General features: G+C 72.2%; 7 protein-coding genes. 1 reads left to right on the top strand and 6 read right to left on the bottom strand.

Features of this window, described 5'->3' with window-relative positions; all coding sequences use genetic code 11:
- Positions 1-6: 6 nt before the first annotated feature.
- From IE134_RS26935 to IE134_RS26915, 5 genes are read right to left on the bottom strand one after another with little or no spacing between them, the layout of a single operon-like run.
- Entirely contained in the window at positions 7-1,062 is a 1,056-nt protein-coding gene (locus IE134_RS26935) for an MDR family NADP-dependent oxidoreductase (protein WP_030719420.1), read from the bottom strand.
- A complete protein-coding gene (locus IE134_RS26930) occupies positions 1,059-2,786 on the bottom strand; it encodes a phytoene desaturase family protein (protein WP_189431983.1) in 1,728 nt (575 codons plus the stop codon). The genes IE134_RS26935 and IE134_RS26930 overlap by 4 nt, the downstream gene beginning before the upstream one ends.
- Positions 2,783-4,483 carry a phytoene desaturase family protein gene (locus IE134_RS26925; protein ID WP_189431981.1) on the bottom strand — a complete coding sequence of 567 codons (1,701 nt, stop codon included), beginning with the start codon at positions 4,481-4,483 and terminating at the stop codon, positions 2,783-2,785. The genes IE134_RS26930 and IE134_RS26925 overlap by 4 nt, the downstream gene beginning before the upstream one ends.
- Positions 4,473-13,871 carry a non-ribosomal peptide synthetase/type I polyketide synthase gene (locus tag IE134_RS26920; RefSeq protein WP_189431979.1) on the bottom strand — a complete coding sequence of 3,133 codons (9,399 nt, stop codon included), beginning with the start codon at positions 13,869-13,871 and terminating at the stop codon, positions 4,473-4,475. Before IE134_RS26920 ends, IE134_RS26925 begins: the two co-directional genes overlap by 11 nt.
- A 59-nt stretch (positions 13,872-13,930) precedes the next feature.
- Positions 13,931-14,872: a sterol desaturase family protein gene (locus tag IE134_RS26915; RefSeq protein WP_030719427.1), complete on the bottom strand. Its 942-nt coding sequence runs from the start codon at positions 14,870-14,872 to the stop codon at positions 13,931-13,933.
- A 565-nt stretch (positions 14,873-15,437) separates the two neighbouring features.
- Between IE134_RS26915 and IE134_RS26910 the strand changes: the two genes are divergently transcribed.
- Positions 15,438-16,649, top strand: a complete 1,212-nt coding sequence (locus tag IE134_RS26910) for a cysteine desulfurase-like protein (RefSeq protein WP_189431977.1) — start codon at positions 15,438-15,440, stop codon at positions 16,647-16,649.
- Positions 16,650-16,670: 21 nt separating this feature from the next.
- Here IE134_RS26910 and IE134_RS26905 read toward each other — a convergent pair whose 3' ends face one another.
- Positions 16,671-17,684 (bottom strand): MerR family transcriptional regulator, encoded by a 1,014-nt coding sequence (locus tag IE134_RS26905; protein WP_098019822.1) that lies wholly within the window; start codon positions 17,682-17,684, stop codon positions 16,671-16,673.
- Between the last annotated feature and the right edge of the window lie 17 nt (positions 17,685-17,701).

Genomic DNA, 17,701 nt, shown 5'->3' with positions numbered 1-17,701 from the left:
CCGGGCTCAGAGTTCGACGAGTACCTTGCCGCGGTTGGCCGCCCGGTCGCCGTAGAGGCTGCCGTAGGCGGCGGGGATGGAGTCGAAGCCGTGGTGCAGGGTGTGGTCGCAGACGACCTCGCCGCGCCGGACCCGGCCGCCCAGCTCGGTGTGGAGGTCCTGCCAGTTGCGTTCGGTGAACCATTCCAGGGAGAAGATGCCGCGGACCGTGGCGCGCGGGAACATCAGGTAGGGCAGGAGCCGGGGGCCGGTGTCCTCGTTGCCGACCTGGGTCGCCCACTGCCAGCACACCGCCACCTGGCTGCCGATGTTGAGCAGGGAGAACACCGCGTCGGTGACCGTGCCGCCGAGGTTGTCGAAGTACCGGTCGATACCGTCGGGTGCCGCCCGGGCCAGTGCCTCGCGCACGGTGTCCGCGCCGTCCCCGTGGCGGTAGACGATCACCGCGTCGAAGCCGAGCCCGGTGAGGTAGTCCGCCTTCTCCGGGGACGAGGTGGTGCCGATGACCCGGGCTCCTGCGAGGGCCGCGAGCTGGCCGACGAGGGCGCCCACCGCACCGGAGGCCCCGCTGACCACGAGCGTCTCGCCGGGGCTGATCGTCATGTACTTGGAGAGGGTCCCCCATGCGGTCATGCCCGGGCCGCCCATCACGCTGAGGGCGGTCGACAGCGGCAGGGCGTCGTCGTACCACCGGGGGTCGAGTCTGCGGTACGCCGGGAAGACCATGGGGAACGTCCCGGTCTGCCAGAGTTCGGGGACGCCGGTCGAGATCAGATGCGTACGCCAGCCGCCGAAGCCCTGGACGAGGTCGCCGACGCGGTGGGCGGCGCGCGGTCCGGCCTCCACGACCTCCATGATCGAGTCGGCGCCCATGTGCCGGCCGATGGGCGTGTCGAGGGCGATGCCCTGGAGGTAGGGGTCGACGGAGACGTACAGGGTGCGCAGCAGCATCTCGTCCGGGGCGAGCGTGACATCGACGTGCTCGACGACCTTCTCGTAGACGCGGTCCACGTCGGGGACGCCCTCCATGTGCTCCCGGACCACCCATTTCGCGATCTTCATGGTTTCCTCTCCGTCGGTGCGGTGGGGCGGACGGGCACGGGGATCACCCGGTGGGTCGGCGGGGGTGCGGTGCGGTCGATCGACGCGGTGAAGGGTTTGTTGTCGTCGCGGCAGACGAACTGCATGACGTGGCGTCCGGCGGCGGCAGCACGGATGAGGCCGCCGGTGGTGGCCCAGACGCCGGACTGGTAGAAGTCGCGCAGTCCGGGGAGGCCGGGGCCGTGCTTCTTGATCAGCTCTTCGAGTTTCTCGCCGCTCTCCACGAAGGGCTGCCAGCCGAGCACGGTCCCGTCGTAGTTGCCGGTGTAGCGGACCTGGGTGAGGGGGCTGGAGACGTCCCGGACGACGATCGCGTCCCGCAGGCCGGGGTGGCGCTGTTCCAGGAAGCCGACGAGCGCCTCGCGGGCCCGCCGTTTCGCCGCGTAGTAGCCGCGCCCGTGGCGTACGGGCAACGTGTGAAGCTCCTGGCCGCCGCGGGTGCGGGTGACCTGTTCGGGCCCCTCGTCCAGGGCGCGCCAGGGGGCGATGTCGCAGAAGTAGGTGGCGTAGACGACGGTGGTGCCGTCCGGGGACAGCTCGGGGTAATGGCGGCTGCGGAACTGAACGTTGATGCTGGGATGCCGGATCCCGGTCAGCTCGGCCGCCAGGGCCTCGTCGATGAGGTGCGTCGTGCAGGGGTCGCCCTCGGGGAAGGGCCGGGAGAGGCCGAGGAAGAGGGTGAAGTAGCCGGGGAAGACCATGCCGGGTTCGTGGATGGTCTCGGTGTAGAGCTTGCGGTAGTCCTCGCCCAGGTAGGCGCCCTTCAGGAGCTTCATCGTGGTGGTGTGGCCGTCGCAGGCCGAGACGACGATGTCGGCGCGGAGTTCGCCGCCGTCACTGAGGCGGACGCCGACCGCCCGGTCGTCCTCGACGATCACCGACTCGACCTTCGTGTTGTACGAGATCTCGCCGCCGAGCCGCCGGTAGCGGGCCTCGATCGACTCGGCGAGACCGAGGGAGCCGCCCTCGGGGACGCCGGCGGAGAGGTTGGCGTGCGAGGCGAGCTGGAAGTGGAACGGGAGGACAGGGAAGGCCGGGTGCTTCTCGTACAGGATGAAGTTGAAGGCCTCCCGCAGGAGGGGGTCCTTGAAGCGGGCGGAGAAGTCGGTCATCAGGACGGTGATCGTGGTCCGTACGGCGTTGAAGTACGGGAGGAACGAGGCGAGCATGCGCCAGCGCTCCCGGCGCCCCATCAGGCCGACGGGCTTGAGGAAGGGATAGACGGCCAACGCCCCGCGGAAGCTGCGCAGTTGCCCGCAGAACTTCCGTACGAGGCGGGCGTCGGCCGGTGAGATGGCGATGAGGTGGGCTTCGAGACGGTCCGGGTCGGAGTAGAAGTGGACGGCCCGGCCGTCGGTGCCGCGCACGATGTTGAAGACGTCGAAGTGGCGGATCTCCTTGCCCTGGAGGGCGCCGAGCTCCAGCCAGATCCGGTGCATCTCGTTGCCGGGGCCGCTGCCGAGGAGCCAGCTGACGCAGGCGTCCAGGGTGAAGCCGCCGCGCTCCCAGGCGGTGCAGCAGCCGCCGGGGATCTCGTGCATCTCCAGGATGCGGGTGCGGTAGCCGTTCATCCGGGCGTAGCAGCCGGTGGAGAGGCCACCGAGCCCGGCCCCGATGATGATCATCGTCTCCCGGGGGCTGCGCTCGCCGCCGTCACGGCGGGACCGGTTCCTGTCTCCGCTCATGATCCCTCGCTCTCCCGCGCCGACCACCGGTCGAGCTGCGGCAGGTGCCCCAGCTTCCCGGGGTGCCACGGTTCGTCGCCCTTGCTCTCCCAAGCCCGGAATTCCAGGCCCAGTTCGCGGCAGAGGTACTGCACGGCGAAGCGGCCGGTGGACGCGGCGCGGATCAGGCCGCCCATGCCGACCCACTGGCCGGCCATGGAGAAGCCGCTCAGTCCGGGCAGCCGCATCCGGTCCTTGCCGACCAGGCGCGCGGCGACGTCGTCGGCGTCGGAGAAGGCCTTCCAGGCGAGGATGGAGCCGCCCAGGTTGCCGGTGTAGCGGTGGGTCGTGGCGGGTGTGGCGACCTCGACCATCTCGATGCGGTCGGCGATACCGGGGGTGCGGCGCTCCAGGAAGTCCCGGACGAAGTCGGCGACTTCGCGTTTGCGGCGGCGGTATTCCTTGCGGTTCCTGGTGCGCAGGTCCTTCCAGTGGGCGTAGTCGCTGAAGTAGGTGCAGTGCAGGACGGAGCAGCCGGGTGGTGCGAAGCCTCCCGAGTAGCGGGAGCGGGCCTGGACGACGAGGCTGTCCTGCAGCGCGCCGGGGAGGTGGTCCGCGTCGTCCGGGCCGAGGAGGTGGGTGGTGCTGTGCGCCTCGTCGGGGTCGAGGTCGCCGCGCAGGCCGACGAAGGCGGAGACGACGGCGGGGAAGAGGGTGCCGGGCCGGTGGAGGAGGTCGGTGTAGAGCTCGTCGATGCGGGGGCCGGTGTACCGGCCGCCCAGGAGTCCGTAGACGGTGGTGTGCCCGTCGCAGGCGGAGACCACGTGTTCGGCGAAGTACCGCCTTCCGCCGCGCAGTTCGATGCCGATCGCCCGGTCGTTCTCGACCAGGATCCGTTCGGTGCGGGCCCGGTAGGTGATCGTGCCGCCCAGGCTCCGGTAGCGCTCCTCGATCGACCGGGCGAGGCCGAGCGAACCGCCTTGCGGGAAGCCCGCGTTGCCGTGGTGGGCGGCGGCCATGTTGAAGAGGTAGGGCAGCAGCGGGAAGCCTCCCGGGTCCTGGAAGAAGATGTTGCGGAACGCCTTGCGGAGCAAGGGGTCCTGGAACCGGTCGGCGAATGCGTGCATCGGCGTCGCCGCGGTCCGCCAGAACAGCCGGAAGGCGGGGAGTACCGTGCGCAGGGTCTCGGCCCGTTCCCGTACGGTCCGCAGGGCGGGCGCGGTCAGGAACGGGTACAGCTCGATGTCGATGAACCGCCGCAGATCCCGGGTGAAGGCCCGGATGAGCGGGGCGTCGGCGGGCGAGACAACCAGGAGGTGGGCCTCCAGGCGGTCGGGGTCGTTGTAGAACGTCACCGACCGGCCGTGTTCGTCCTCGACCTTGTTGAACAGCTCGAAGTTGGTGACGGACTTGCCGTCCAGCGCCCCGAGTTCGGCCCACACCTGGTGGGCGTCGTTGCCCGGGGCGGTACCGATGAGCCATTCGATGCAGTAGTCGAAGAGGTAGCCGTCCCGCGACCAGGCGGTGCAGCAGCCGCCTGGCAGTACGTGCTTCTCGAAGACGCGGGTCCTGGCGCCGCTCATCTGCGCGTAGCAGCCGGTGGAGAGGCCGGCCACGCCCGCGCCGACGACGATGACGCGGGGTGGGGTACCGGGGGTGCGCTCCCTGGTCGTCCAGTCGGAGGACTCCGTGGGGGCGGCCCTGTTGTCAGCCGCCATGGGGCGCCTCCCCCGCGATGACCGACCGCACCAACTGGGCGTTGCGGGGGAGGTGTTTGGCGTCGAGCATGTCGGCGTGGACCCCGGAGCCGCGCAGGACGGCGGTGGCGCCGGTGGAGCTGCCGTGCCAGGTGCCGTGCTCCCCGGCGGCGTAGAGGGCGGCCTTCTCCTCGTCGGTGATGACGGTGACCGTCGCGGCGACCGTGCCGGTGTTGGGGGTGCGCCCGCAGAACGCGAGGTACTCGGCGGCGTGGGCGAGGGTCTCGTGGGTGACGGCGTCGGATCCGGTGTGTTTGCGTACGTGGTCGCCGAGTTCGGCCTCGAAGGCCGCGATGCCGGAGGCGTCCGGTTCGTAGGCGGTGAGGATGCGGCGGGAGTCGAGGATGACGACATGGGCGACGCGGCGGCCGCGCCGCTCCAGCTCCTTGGCCGTCTCGAAGGCGAGGTTGCCGCCGAGGGAGTAGCCGAGGAGCAGGCAGGGTCCTTCGGGCTGGTCGGCCTCGATCAGGTCGGCGTACCGGGCGATCTTGTCGTCGCCGGGGAGGTAATTGAAGCCGATGACGCGGTGGTCGGGGAGCCGGGCGGCCAGGCCCCGGTAGACGAGCCCGTGGCCGCCGGCGGGCGGGAAGCAGAAGAGGACGGGGTGCTGTCCGGCGTTGAAGGTCAGGCTGGGCAACTCCTCGGCGCTCGCCCCGAGCAGGACGTCCTGCACCGTGGCGGCCATGCCGTGCAGGGTGGTGACCTGGTAGAGCCTGCTGACGGGAACGCCGATGCCGAACTCGGTGCGCAGGTGGTGGAGGAGCTCGATGAGCTTGATCGAGCTGCCGCCGAGTTCGAAGAAGTCGTCCTCCAGGCCGACCCGTTCGCACCCCAGCAGCGTCTTCCAGTGCCGGGCGACGCTCACCTCGTACAGGGTCACGGGCTCCTCGTACGGCCGGTCGCCCGCCTCGGCCCGCGGGGCGGGCAGTGCGGCCGTGTCGACCTTGCCGTTGGCGGTGAGCGGCAGGGCGGGCAGCTCGGTGAAGTGGGACGGGATCATGTACGAGGGCAGCGAGCGGGCCAGATGGCGGCGCAGCGCCCGGACGTCCAGAGCCGCGCCGGCCTCCGGTACGCAGTAGGCGCAGAGGGCCGCGTCTCCCCCGGTGTCGGTGCGTACGGTGACGACGGCCCGGGCGATCGGGGGCCACTGGGCCAGGTGCGCCTCGATCTCGCCGATCTCGATGCGGTGACCGCGCAGTTTGATCTGTCCGTCGGTCCGGCCGAGCAGATGGACCCGGCCGTGCGCGTCCCAGCGGGCGATGTCGCCGGTGCGGTAGAGCCGTTCGGCGCGGGCGTCGGCGGCCCTGGAGAGCGTACGGGTGACGAAGCGTTCGCCGGTCTGCTCGGGGTCTCCGGCGTAGCCGAGGGCGACGCCGTCGCCGCCGATCCAGAGTTCGCCGGGCACGCCGGGCGGGACGGGTTCGCCGTGGGCGTCGAGGATGTGGAGGGTGCTGTTGGGGAGGGGGCGGCCGATCGGGACCATCGCGCCGGGTTCCAGGGCGTCGACGGGGCCTTCGAAGTACGCGCTGTCGATGGTCGCTTCGGTGAGGCCGTAGGAGTTGACGAGGCGGGTGCCGGGTCCGCACAGCTCGGACAGCCTGCGGTACTCCCCCACGCTCCAGGCGTCCGAGCCGACCACCAGCAGCCGCAGGAAGTCCAGCCGCAGTCCCTGCCGCGCGCAGTGGTCCATCAGTCCGCGTACGACGGCGGGCACGAACTCCGCGCAGTCCACACGCTCCTGACGCATCGTGCGGTAGAGGCGGGTGGTGTCGAAGAGGAGGTCGCGGTCGGCCAGGACGAGCGTGCCGCCCGAGCACAGGGCGCGCACCAGGTCGCCGGTGAACACGTCGAAGGAGGGTTCGGCCATCTGGAGGTGGGTCGTCACGTCGGTGTCCAGCCGGTACGCCTGCCGCCATGCGGCCTGGGCGGACGCGAGGTTGCGGTGGCTGACGCGGACGGCCTTGGGGCGGCCGGTGGAGCCGGAGGTGGTGATGACGTACGCGGGCGAGTCCGGAGCGGCCTGGGCCGCCGGTCCCTCCGGGTGCGGCTCGGTGCGGGCCAGGGCGGAGAGGGTGAGCGTGGGGACGGTCAGCGCGCCGGTCGCCCCCTGCGCCCCGGGCCCGGCGTCGTCGGCGACGAGGACGAGTTCCGCTCCGGTGGCCGATACGAGATGGGCGAGCCGGTCGGCCGGCTGGTCGGGCCGGACCGGGAGGTAGGCGGCGCCGGCCTTGAGCACGGCGAGCAGGGCGACGATCAGCTCGGGCGACTTGTCCAGGCGGAGCACGACCACCGCCCCTTCGCCGATCCCGAGCGTCCGCAGACGGGCAGCGGTATCGGCGGCACGCCGTTCCAGTTCCGCGTAGGTCAGCCGGTGTGCCTCGCCGTGCGGGGAAGGGGTGGTGACGGCGACGGCCGTGGGGTGTTCGGCGGCGGCGCGGGCGATCAGCGTGTGGACCGGGGTGAACGGCTCGTCGTCCCGGTGGCCGGTGGACGGCAGGGCCGGGCGGCTCCACTCCCCCACGAGCCCCTCCCGCTCCCGGTCGCCGAGCATCGCGAGCCGGGAGGCGGGCTGTTCGCCCGGGGCGCGGGTCATCCCGTCGAGAAGGCGGGTGTAGTGGGCGGCCATGCGACGCATGGTCTCGGGGAGGAAGAGGTCGGTGTTGTACTTGAACACGCAGTGGAACCGGCCCTCCGCCTCGTCCTCGTAGGCCGACAGGGTTATGTCGAACTGGCCTTCCTCCTCAGGTAGTTCGATGTATTCCAGGCGGTACCCGTACTGCTGGGTGGCCACCTTGTGGGTGAGGAGGATGAACATCGCCTGGAAGACGGCGGAGCGGCTGGGGTCGTGCTGGAGGCCCAGTTCCTCGACGAGGAGGACGAAGGGGTACTCCTGGTTGTCCAGGCCGCCGAGCACGGTCCGGCGGACCTGTTGCAGCAGTTCGGCGACGCTCGGGTCGTCGGACAGGTCGGCGTGCAGGGGAAGCGGGTTGACGAAGTAGCCGTACACGGAGGCGAAGTCCTGCCGGGTGCGGCCGGTCACCGGGCTGCCGACGACGATGTGGTCCTGCCCGGAGTAGCGGTGCAGCAGGAGGTAGTAGGCGCTGAGCAGCACCATGAACGGGGTGACGCCGTGCGTCCGGGCCAGGGCGTGGACGCGGGCGCTCAGCTCGTCGTCGAGGACGAAGAACTCCGAGGCGCCGTTGTGGGTCTGGACCGCCGGGCGCGGTCTGTCGACGGGGAGGTCCAGGAGCGGGACCTCGGCCGGCAGATGGGACCGCCAGTAGTCGAGCATGCCCGCGGCCTCGGGGCCGGCCAGGAAGGCGTTCTGCTGGTTGAGGAAGTCGAGGTAGCGGGCCTCGACCGGCGGGAGCTGGGGCTCCTGGTTGCGGCGCAACGCCTCGTAGATGGCGAGGAGTTCCTCGATGAAGGTGAAGGTGGAGATGGCGTCCGAGACGATGTGGTGGACGGCCTTCATGATGATCCAGCGGTCCGGGCCACGTTGGAAGAGGCGGAAGCGGATCAGCGGGTCGTGGGCGAGGTCATAGGGCTTGCGGTACTCCTCGACGATGGTGGCGTGGATGGTGTCCCAGTCCTCGCCCCGGACGTCGAAGAGGGCGAGGTCGGTCCTGGCGTCCTCGGAGACCCGCTGCACGGCCTGCCCGTCCTCCAGGAGGAAGTTGGTGCGCAGCGCGGGGTGGCGGGCGATGAGCCGGCGGACGGCGTCGAACATCAGGTCCGGTTCGAGGGCGACGTTCACCTCGACGGCTCCGCCGATGTTGTACGCGTACCCGTCGGGGTTCAGGTGCTTGAGGAACCAGAGCGCCTTCTGGTTCTGGGTCAGGGGGTACTGCCGCTCGTCGCTGTGGAGTTGGACCGCCCGCGTCGCCCCTGCGGGGTCTTCCGCCGAGGCCAGGGCGGTGAGTCCGTCGTGGAGCCGCCCGGCGAGTTCCCCGGCCGGGGTGCCGCTGAGCAGGGCGACCACGGGCAGGGCGACGCCGAGTTCGGCGTGGATGCGGGCCCGTAGCTCCATGGCGAGGAGCGAGTCGAGGCCGAGTTCGCCGAGGCCGGTGGCGGGGTCGATGCGGTCGGCGCCGGTACGCAGCACGGTGGCGGCCAGGGCGGCGAACCGCTCGGTGACGAGGGCGCGCCGGGCTTCCTCCCCGGTGGTGCGGAAGGTGTCGAGGAACCCGTTGCCGGAGGTGGTGTCCGTGGGCGGGACGGCGGCTGCCGCGAGGTCGGCGACGAGCGGCGGCGGGGACGGGTACCAGGCGAGGAAGACCTGCCAGTCGACGACGGTGGCGACGACGAGCTGGGCGTGGTCCTGGCCGATGACGCGTTCCAGTACGGCCATGCCCGTGTCCGGGGAGAGCGAGCTCATGCCCCGGCTCTGCACGTAATGCTCGACCAGGCCGAGTTCTTCGATCATGCCGGTGGCCCAGGGGCCCCAGTCCAGGCTGAGCGCGGGCAGTCCCTGGGCGCGGCGGTGATGGGCGAGGGCGTCCAGGAAGGCGTTCCCGGCGGCGTAGTTGGTCTGGCCCGCCGTGGTGAGCAGGGAGGCGATCGAGGCGAACAGCACGAAGTGGTCGAGGGGTTCGTCCCGCAGGTGCCGGTGCAGGAGGTGGGCGCCGACGGTCTTGGGGTCGTGGACGGCGTCGAAGGCGGCCCGGTCGAGGTCGGCGACGAGCGTGTCGCGGACCTGGCCGGCGAGGTGGAACACTCCGCGTACGGACGGCGCTCCGCTGCGCCGGTGGGCGTCGAGCCAGCCGGTCAGGGCGTCCTCGTCGGTGATGTCGAACGTCGCCGGAACCGGGTGCGCGCCGAGCGCCTCCAGCTCGCGGAGCAGGGCCACGGCCCGGCCCTCGGCGGTGGCGGGGTCGGTTCCGGCCCACTTCTCCCGGGGCGGTACGGGGGTGCGCCCGACCAGCACGATCCGGCGGGCTCCCCGGCGTACGAGCGTGCGGCACAGCAGTCGGCCGAGCGCGCCGAACGCACCGGTGACCAGGTAGCTTCCGTCGGCCCGCAGGCGCAGGGGCAGCGGCCGGGTCAGGCTCCCGGCGAGGCGGAGGCGGCCGGTGCGGCGGCCGCCGTCGCGCAGAGCGATCTCCGCTTCGTCGTCGGTCAGCGCTTCGGCCAGCAGTGCGGCGGCTTCGGCCCGGTCGCCGTCGGGGCCGGGCTGCCGCCGGGGGTCGAGGTCGATGAGTTTGCCGGGGTGCTCGGTCAGTTCCTGGTGGCGCAGGACGCGGCCGATGCCCCAGGCGGGTGCTCCGAGGGGTTCGGGTGCTTCGCCGGGCAGGGCGGGCTGGGCGCCCCGGGTGACGATGTGCAGGCGGCCTCCTGCGCCCCGGGCGGACAGCAGCCGGGCCAGTGCGATCAGGGAGTAGGCGCCCGCGCCGGTGTGGTCACGGAGGGCGGTCCGGTCGCACGCGGCGAGGGCGGGGGCGTCGAGGTTCCACAGGTGCAGGACGGTTCCCCGGAAGGGCCCGCCGTCGCGGTCGAGGTCGGCGAAGAGGCGTCGCAGGTCGGCGTCGGACGCGGGGTCGACGGTGTAGGTGCGGCCGTCGGCGGAGGCGGTGTAGGCCGCGCCCCGGCGCACCAGGCGGCAGCGTTCGCCCCGGGCGTCGGCCAGAGCCGCAAAGGCGTCCGCGAGGCCTCCGGTGTCGGCGAGGAGCAGCCAGCTCACGTGCTGCGGCGGGGCTCCGGCGTCCTCGACCGGCAGCGGCGGGCAGTCGGTCCAGACGGGTTCGGCGAGCCAGGAGTCGATCGTGGTGCGGGCGACGGCGGTGGCGGCCTTCTCGACGTCCGCGGCGCGGAAGCCCTCGATGCGGCCGAGGGGCGTGCCGTCGTCGGCGTACAGGGCGATGTTGCCGAGGGTGGTGTCCGCGTCGGCGGGCAGCAGGGTGGCGTGGGCCCAGAACGGCTGGTCGCCGATGGGTTCGAGGGCGACCTCGTCCAGGGAGAGGGGCAGTCTGATCCCGGTGGCCGGGGCGGAGTCCTCGGGGGTCTCCGGGATCAGCGGGGTCAGGAGGGTCTGGAAGCAGGCGTCGAGCAGGGCGGGGTGCAGGTGGTGGCCGGCGGCGTCGTCGCCGATCGCCCGGGGCGGGCGGATGCGGGCGAGGACCTCGTCGGCGCCGATCCAGACCTCCTCCATGGCTTGGAAGGCGGGGCCGTAGTGGTAGCCGAGGGCGGCCAGCGCGGTGTAGCAGTCGGGCCCTTCGATGTGGCGGCGGGATCTGGCCCGGATCGCCGGGGCGTCGAGCGGCGGAGCGGTGCGGCGGCGCTGGCCGGTGCGGACGATGCCGCTCGCGTGGACGGCCCGTTCGCCGTCATCCCCGGTCGGGGAGGCGATGGTGAAGGCGGCGTTCTCCAGGGAGAGCGACACCTCCACGGTGCGGTCCTCGCCGTCGGGCAGGAAGAGCGCCTTGCGCAGGTCGATGTCGGCGAGGACGGCGGTGGTGGAGCCGGTGAGCCGCAGGACGGCCTGGGCCGCCATCTCCAGGTAGCCGGCGGCGGGGAGGACCACCGTGTCCTGGATGCGGTGGTCGGCGAGGTAGGGCAGGGCCTCGGTGTCCAGGCGTAACTGCCAGGTGGGTTCGGTGGCGTCGGTGCGGCGGCCGAGGAGCGGGTGGTCGTGGTGGCCGAGCCGGACCTGGGCGACCGGGCGGGGCTCGGTCCAGTGGCGGTCGCGCCGGAAGGGGTGACGGGGCAGGGTGACGGGCCGGCCGGTGGGCTGGAGCAGGCCCCAGTCGATGGGGACGCCGAGGGTGTGGAGCGTACCGAGGGAGGCGGCGAAGCGCTCGGTCTCGTCCTCCCGGCGGCGGATCGAGGGCAGGGTGAGCGCGGACCTGCCGCCCGCGTCGAGGCATTCGCGGATCGCGTGGCCGAGGACCGGGTGCGGGCCGATCTCCAGGAAGACCCGGTGGCCGTCGTCGGCGATACGGTCGATGGCCGAGCGGAACCGGACCCGGTCGCGGACGTTCTTCCACCAGTAGGCGGCGTCGAGTTCCTCGCCCCGGGCGGTCCCTTCGACGCCCGTCGGATACAGCGGCACTTCGGCCGGTCGAGGCTCCAACGGGGCCAGCTCTGCGAGCAGTTCGTCCTTGATGCGTTCCATGCCGACGCTGTGGTACGGCACTTCGACGGTGAGGAACTTCGCGAACTGCTGCTCGGCCCGCAGCTCTTCGGCCAGCAGCGTCAGCGCCGCCTCGTCCCCGGCCAGGGTGATCGCGGTAGGGCTGTTGACGGCGGCGACGGAGACCCGGTCGCGGTAGGGGCGCACCCGGCGCTCCGCCTCGTCCTCGGACAGACTGACGGCGAGCATGGTGCCCGTGCCGGCCAGGGTCTGCTGGAGGCGGCTGCGGTGCACGACGATCCTGGCCGCGTCCCGCAGGGAGTAGACACCCGCCGCGTGGAAGGCGGCGATCTCGCCGGTGCTGTGGCCGACCACCGCGTCGGGGCGCACCCCGTGGGACCGCCACAGGGCGGCGAGGCCGACCTGTACGGCGAAGTTCGCGGGCTGGGCGAGCCAGGTCTCGGTCATCCGGGAGACGGATGCGTCGGCGGTCAGCTCCTCGACGAGGGACCAGTCGGCGAACTCTTGCAGCGCGCGGTCGCACGCGGTGACGGCGTCCCGGAAGACCGGCTCCACTTCCAGGAGTTGACGGCCCATGCCCCACCACTGGGGGCCCATGCCCGTGAAGACCCAGACCAGCCCCCGGTCGGCGGCGTCGCGGGCCCGGCCGTGGACGACCCGGGGGTGGGGCTCGCCGCGCTCGTGGGCGGCCAGGGCCTCGTCGAGGGAGGCGCGGGAGGAGTGGACGACGGCCAGCCGTTCGGGCAGGTGCTGGCGGCGGTGGGCCAGGGTGTGGCCGAGGTCGTCGAGGTCGACGGCCGGGCCGTCGTCGCCCGCCAGCTCGGTCCGGATCCCGGCCGCCATCGCCGCCAGGGCGTCCGGGCGGCGGGCGCTGAGCGGCAGAATGCTCCAGCGACGCCCGGAGGAGGCGGCGGCGTTCCCGGGGTCCGGCAGAAGCGGCGGCGGGGCCTCTTCCAGGACGACATGGGCGTTGGTGCCGCCGAAGCCGAAGGAGTTCACCCCGGCACGGGCGGGCCCTTCGTGGGCGGGCCAGGCGGTGGGCCGGGTGGGGATCTCGTACGGCAGGGTCGCCGGGTCGATGGCGGGGTTGAGGTTCTCCAGGTTGATGTGGGGCGGGATCGTGCGGTGCCCGATGCTCAACACGGTCTTGATCAGCCCGGCGATCCCGGCGGCGGATTCGGTGTGGCCGATGTTCGTCTTGACCGAGCCGACGTAGGCGCGGGCGCCCGGGGCCCGACCGACGGCGAGCGCGCGGGCCAGGGCGTTCGCCTCGATCGGGTCGCCGACGGGGGTCGAGGTGCCGTGCGCCTCCATGTACTGGAGGTCGCCGGGGGTGATGCCCGCCTCGGCGCAGACCCGGCGGATGAGGTCGACCTGGGCGTCGGGGTTGGGCACGGTGATGCCGTTGGTGTGGCCGTCCTGGTTGACGCCGCTGGCCAGGATCACCGCGTGGATCCGGTCCCCGTCCCGTACGGCGTCCTCCAGCCGCTTCAGCGCGACCAGGCCGACGCCTTCGGCCCGTACGTAACCGTCGGCGGCGGCGTCGAACGTACGGGAGCGGCCCTCGGGCGACAGGAACCCGCCCTTCGTCTCGGCGACGGTGTACTGCGGGGCCATGTGCAGCAGGGTGCCGCCGGCCAGCGCGAGGTCGGTCTCCCCGTTGTGCAGCGCCTGGCACGCAAGGTGGACGGCGACCAGGGAGGAGCTGCACGCCGTGTCGACGGACAGGCTCGGGCCGCGGAAGTCGAAGCAGTACGAGATGCGGTTCGAGACCATCGTCATCATGGTCCCGGTCGCGGTGTGGGCGGCCAGCGAGGTGAAGCCCAGGTCGGCGAACTGCAGGATCTTGTAGTCCAGGGTGAACGCGCCGACGTAGACGGCGACGTTGCCTCCGGCGAGGTCGGCGGGGCGCTGGCCGCCGTCCTCCAGCGCCTCCCAGGCGACTTCGAGCAGCTTGCGCTGCTGCGGGTCCATGTGGTCGGCCTCGCGGGGGCTGATGCCGAAGAACGCGGGGTCGAACTCGTCGAAGCCGTCGATGTATCCGCCGCGGCCGCCGACGAGGCGCCCGGGTTTGTCGCGGAACCGGCTGCCGAGGGTGCGGACGTCGTACCGGTCGGGCGGGGTGGGGGTGATGCAGTCCTTGCCCGCCACCAGGTTCCGCCAGAACGTGCGGTGGTCCGAGGCGCCACCGGGCAGGCGGCAGCCCATCCCGATGATCGCCACCTTGTTCCGTAACGCCCGGCTGTTCGCGTCGGCCATTCGAACTCCTCAAGTCGTGGTGCCGTACGTCGTGATGAAGCGCGTGGTGGGGACCGCGGTCATTCCGTGCCGGGGCGCGGGGCCGGTCTGCGCCGCCAGGGGTGCAGAAGGGCGGCGAGGATCTCGCCGGTGCCGGGGAAGGAGGCGGGATCGTGCAGGCCGACGGCGGTGGGTTCGCGGCCGGGGTGCCAGGTGAAGCTGCCGAAGAGGTGGTCCCAGCACGACAGGTCGGAGCCGTAGTGGCCGGCTTCGGACAGATCGGTGCTGTGGTGCAGCCGGTGCTGCTCGGGGCTGGCCAGCAGATGGTTGAGCGGGCCGATCCGGACGTCGATGTTGGCGTGGACGAAGTAGCCCTGTGCGGCGACGAAGAGTCCGGCCACCAGGACAGCGGGGCGCGAGAAGCCGACGAGGGCCAGGGCCAGTTGGACGAGGCTCTGCGCCAGGACGATGTCCAGCACGTGGTTGACCCCGTTGTTGGCGACGTTGACCTTCTCCGGCACGTGGTGCACGCCGTGCAGGCGCCAGAGCAGGGCGTTCCGGTGGCCCAGCCGGTGCACCGCGTAGCTCACCAGCGAACCGGTGAGGAGGGCGCCCGGGATCTCGGCCCCGAGGTGGTGGGCCGGCTCCTCCGGCGAGATCAGGCCGACGGCCAGGGCGACCAGCAGCTGCGCCAGTCCGCTTCCGGCCATGGTGAGCAGGAAGTAGATGCCGTACCAGCGCCATTCGTCCTTGCCGGGGTGCCAGTTCCGGTCGTAAGGAATCAGCCGCTCCAGGAGCGCCAGATAGGCGATCACTCCGACCAGGAAAAGTGGGCTGACCCACGCCGGATCCCATCGCAGGCGCAATGCGAACGCCGCAACGCCCACGACCGCGAGGAGGAGAACGGGGTAGGCGGCGGCACGGAGAATACGGGCAGCCGAATTCCTTACCGCCCCCTTCCCGGGAACCGAATAGTCGGCCGAATAAATTTCGCCATCGGCGGCGCGCTCGCGCTCGTCCATAGGTGACCCCCACAAGGGAACGCAACTGGGAGAGAGACCAATTCCTCCGAATCAGCGCAGGTCGGACCAGACCTGAGAGTCTCGGTGAACTCCGGGGCGACCATGGCCCCGCACTGATGCCTTTCAGACACCCGGCTCCGATGGAATTCGGCCGTGGCGTGAACCGATGCCCCCGACCCCATCAGCCCAGATCATCTATTTCCCGATCCCACGGCTTTAATCACGCCCGACTCAGAGAATTCGACCGATGCTTTTGTTCACGGAAGCCATACGGAAAGCGATGCGGAAAGGATCGCACAACCGAGCGAGCTCACGTTTCGGAGAAATTACTTCGTAGGATCATCGCGATGCCGGGCGACGGCGCATTCCGGTGCACCGGGAAGCGAATTCCCACGCTCGGGCGTGCGTCGGAGCGAGGAGCCGTGCGCCCGCGCGCAGGCGGGGTCGCCGCGTGCTCCTCACGGGCACGCGCGGTGGGCGGACTCCGGGCTCCTTCCGCCGGAGGACACCGCCCTGCGATGATCGCGGCGAGATCCGGCAGCCATCAGCGACCCGAGGAGCCTCCTTGTCGTACGACGTCAGCGCGGTGCGCGCACAGTTCCCCGCCCTGCGCTCCGGCACGGCGCACTTCGACGGCCCCGGGGGCACCCAGACCCCGGCCTCCGTCGTCGCCGCGATCGGCGAGGCGATGAGCCGCCCGCTGTCCAACCGGGGCTCCACACTGCCCGGGGAGGTCAACGCGGACGGGATCGTCCGGGAGTTCCGGCAGGCGATGGCGGATCTGCTGGGCGCGGATCCGGGCGGCATCGTGTTCGGCCGGAGCGCCACCCAGCTCACCTACGACTTCTCGCGCACCCTGGCCCGGACGTGGCAGCCGGGGGACGAGGTGGTGGTCAGCCGGCTGGACCACGATGCCAACATCCGCCCGTGGGTGCAGGCGGCCGAGCGGGTCGGGGCGGTGGTGCGGTGGGCCGACTTCGACCCGGCGACCGGCGAACTGCCCCCGGAGGCCGTCGGAGCGCAGCTCACCGGGCGGACCCGGCTGGTCGCGGTGACCGGCGCTTCCAACCTGATCGGCACCCGGCCCGACATCCCGGCCGTCGCCCGACTCGCCCACGAAGGGGGAGCGTTGCTGTACGTGGACGCGGTCCATCTCACGGCGCACCGCGCGGTGGACCTGGCGCGGCTCGGGGCGGACTTCCTCGTCTGCTCCCCGTACAAGTTCTTCGGCCCTCACCACGGGGTGCTGGCCGCCCGGCCGGAACTGCTCGACGCCCTCCGCCCGGACAAGCTGGCGCCGTCAACCGACGCCGTGCCCGAGCGCTTCGAACTCGGCACGCTTCCGTACGAGTTGATGGCGGGGACCCGCGCGGCGGTGGACTTCATCGCGGAGCTGGGGACCGTAGCGGCCGGTGGGCTCGCGGGGCGTCGCGAGCGGCTGCTGTCGGCGTACGCGGCGATCGAGTCCCACGAGACCGCGCTGCGGGAGAGCATCGAGAAGGGGGTACGCGATCTGCGCGGGGTGACGGTGCACTCGCGGGCCGCCGAGCGCACCCCCACCCTGCTGCTCACCTTCGAAGGCCGGGACGCGACGGACGCCTACCGTGCCCTCGCCCGCTCCGGGGTGCACGCGCCCGCGGGGTCGTTCTACGCCCTGGAGGCCTCCCGGCACCTGGGGCTCGGCGAGAGCGGCGGCCTGCGCGTCGGGCTGTCCGCGTACAACGACGCGGACGATGTGGAGCGGCTCCTGACGGGGCTGGCGGACTTCCTGGGCTGACGGCAGGCCGGGCGCACACCCCTAGAGCGTGGCCAAGGTGTCCACCGCGTCGGAAAGACCGGACAGGTGCCGGGCACCCGGCGGCTGCCGCCCCGCCCAGCCGGGTCCGGCCACGCAGACGACGGGACGCCTGCGCGCGCCGCGTACGCCCCACTCGAGCGCGTCCAGCCGGGCCACGAGCGCGGGGCTCGCCGTCTTCCGGGACTGCGCCCAGAGCACCACCGCGGCGGGGCCGGTGCGCCGGATCGCGTCCTCCAGCGCCCCGGCGGGCACGGCGGCACCGAACATACGGACCGGCAGGCCCTGCTGGGCGAGGGTCGCGGCGAGCGCCTCCAGGGCGAGCGTATGGGTCTCGCCGGGCGCACAGGCCAGCAGGGCGAGGCCCGCGCCGGGGGTCGGCGTCCGCCCGGCCGTGACCCCGCGCAGTGCGCCGGAGACGTGCCACGACAGCAGGTGCTCGACCTCGATGTACCGCTCCCCCGCCGTCTCCCACTTGCGGCCCACCGCGTGCAGCACCGGCATCATCACCTCGTCCCAGGCGGCCGGGAGTCCGTAGCGGTCGAGCACCGCCGTGAGCAGCTCGTCCAGGGCCGGCGCGTCGAGCCGGACCGCGGCCCGGGCCAGACCGCGGCACTCCTGGCGGGCCCGGCCGACCGGAAGCGGCCCGGAAGCCCGGGAAGCGCGCGCCGAGCGGGGCGCGGCCGGGGCGCCGGACGCCCCGGCGCCCGACTCTTCCGCGCGGGACGGTCCGGTGCTCGACGTTCCCGCGCCGGACGTTCCGGCCAGGACCGTGCGGGCGGCCTCGGCCGGGGGCAGGCCCGCGCTCGTCAGGGCGCACATGTTCCGCAGAGCCGCGATGTCCGGCCCGGTCCAGCGGCGGTGCCGGCCGTCCTCCCGTGCGGCCGGGCCGATGCCGTAGCGGCGGTCCCACGAGCGCAGCGTCGTCGGGGCGACCCCCAGGAGGCGGGCCACCGCGCCGGTGGTCAGACCCCCGTCGGCCGGGGATTCTAGGAGCAGGTCACCTGTGGGGTCCATAAATCCACCATACGACG

Origin of the sequence: Streptomyces rubiginosohelvolus (genome assembly GCF_014649875.1) — a bacterium.
Taxonomy (GTDB): Bacteria; Actinomycetota; Actinomycetes; order Streptomycetales; family Streptomycetaceae; genus Streptomyces; species Streptomyces rubiginosohelvolus.
Note: the sequence above shows the minus strand (reverse complement) of the source record. Positions and strands in the feature narration are given on the sequence as shown.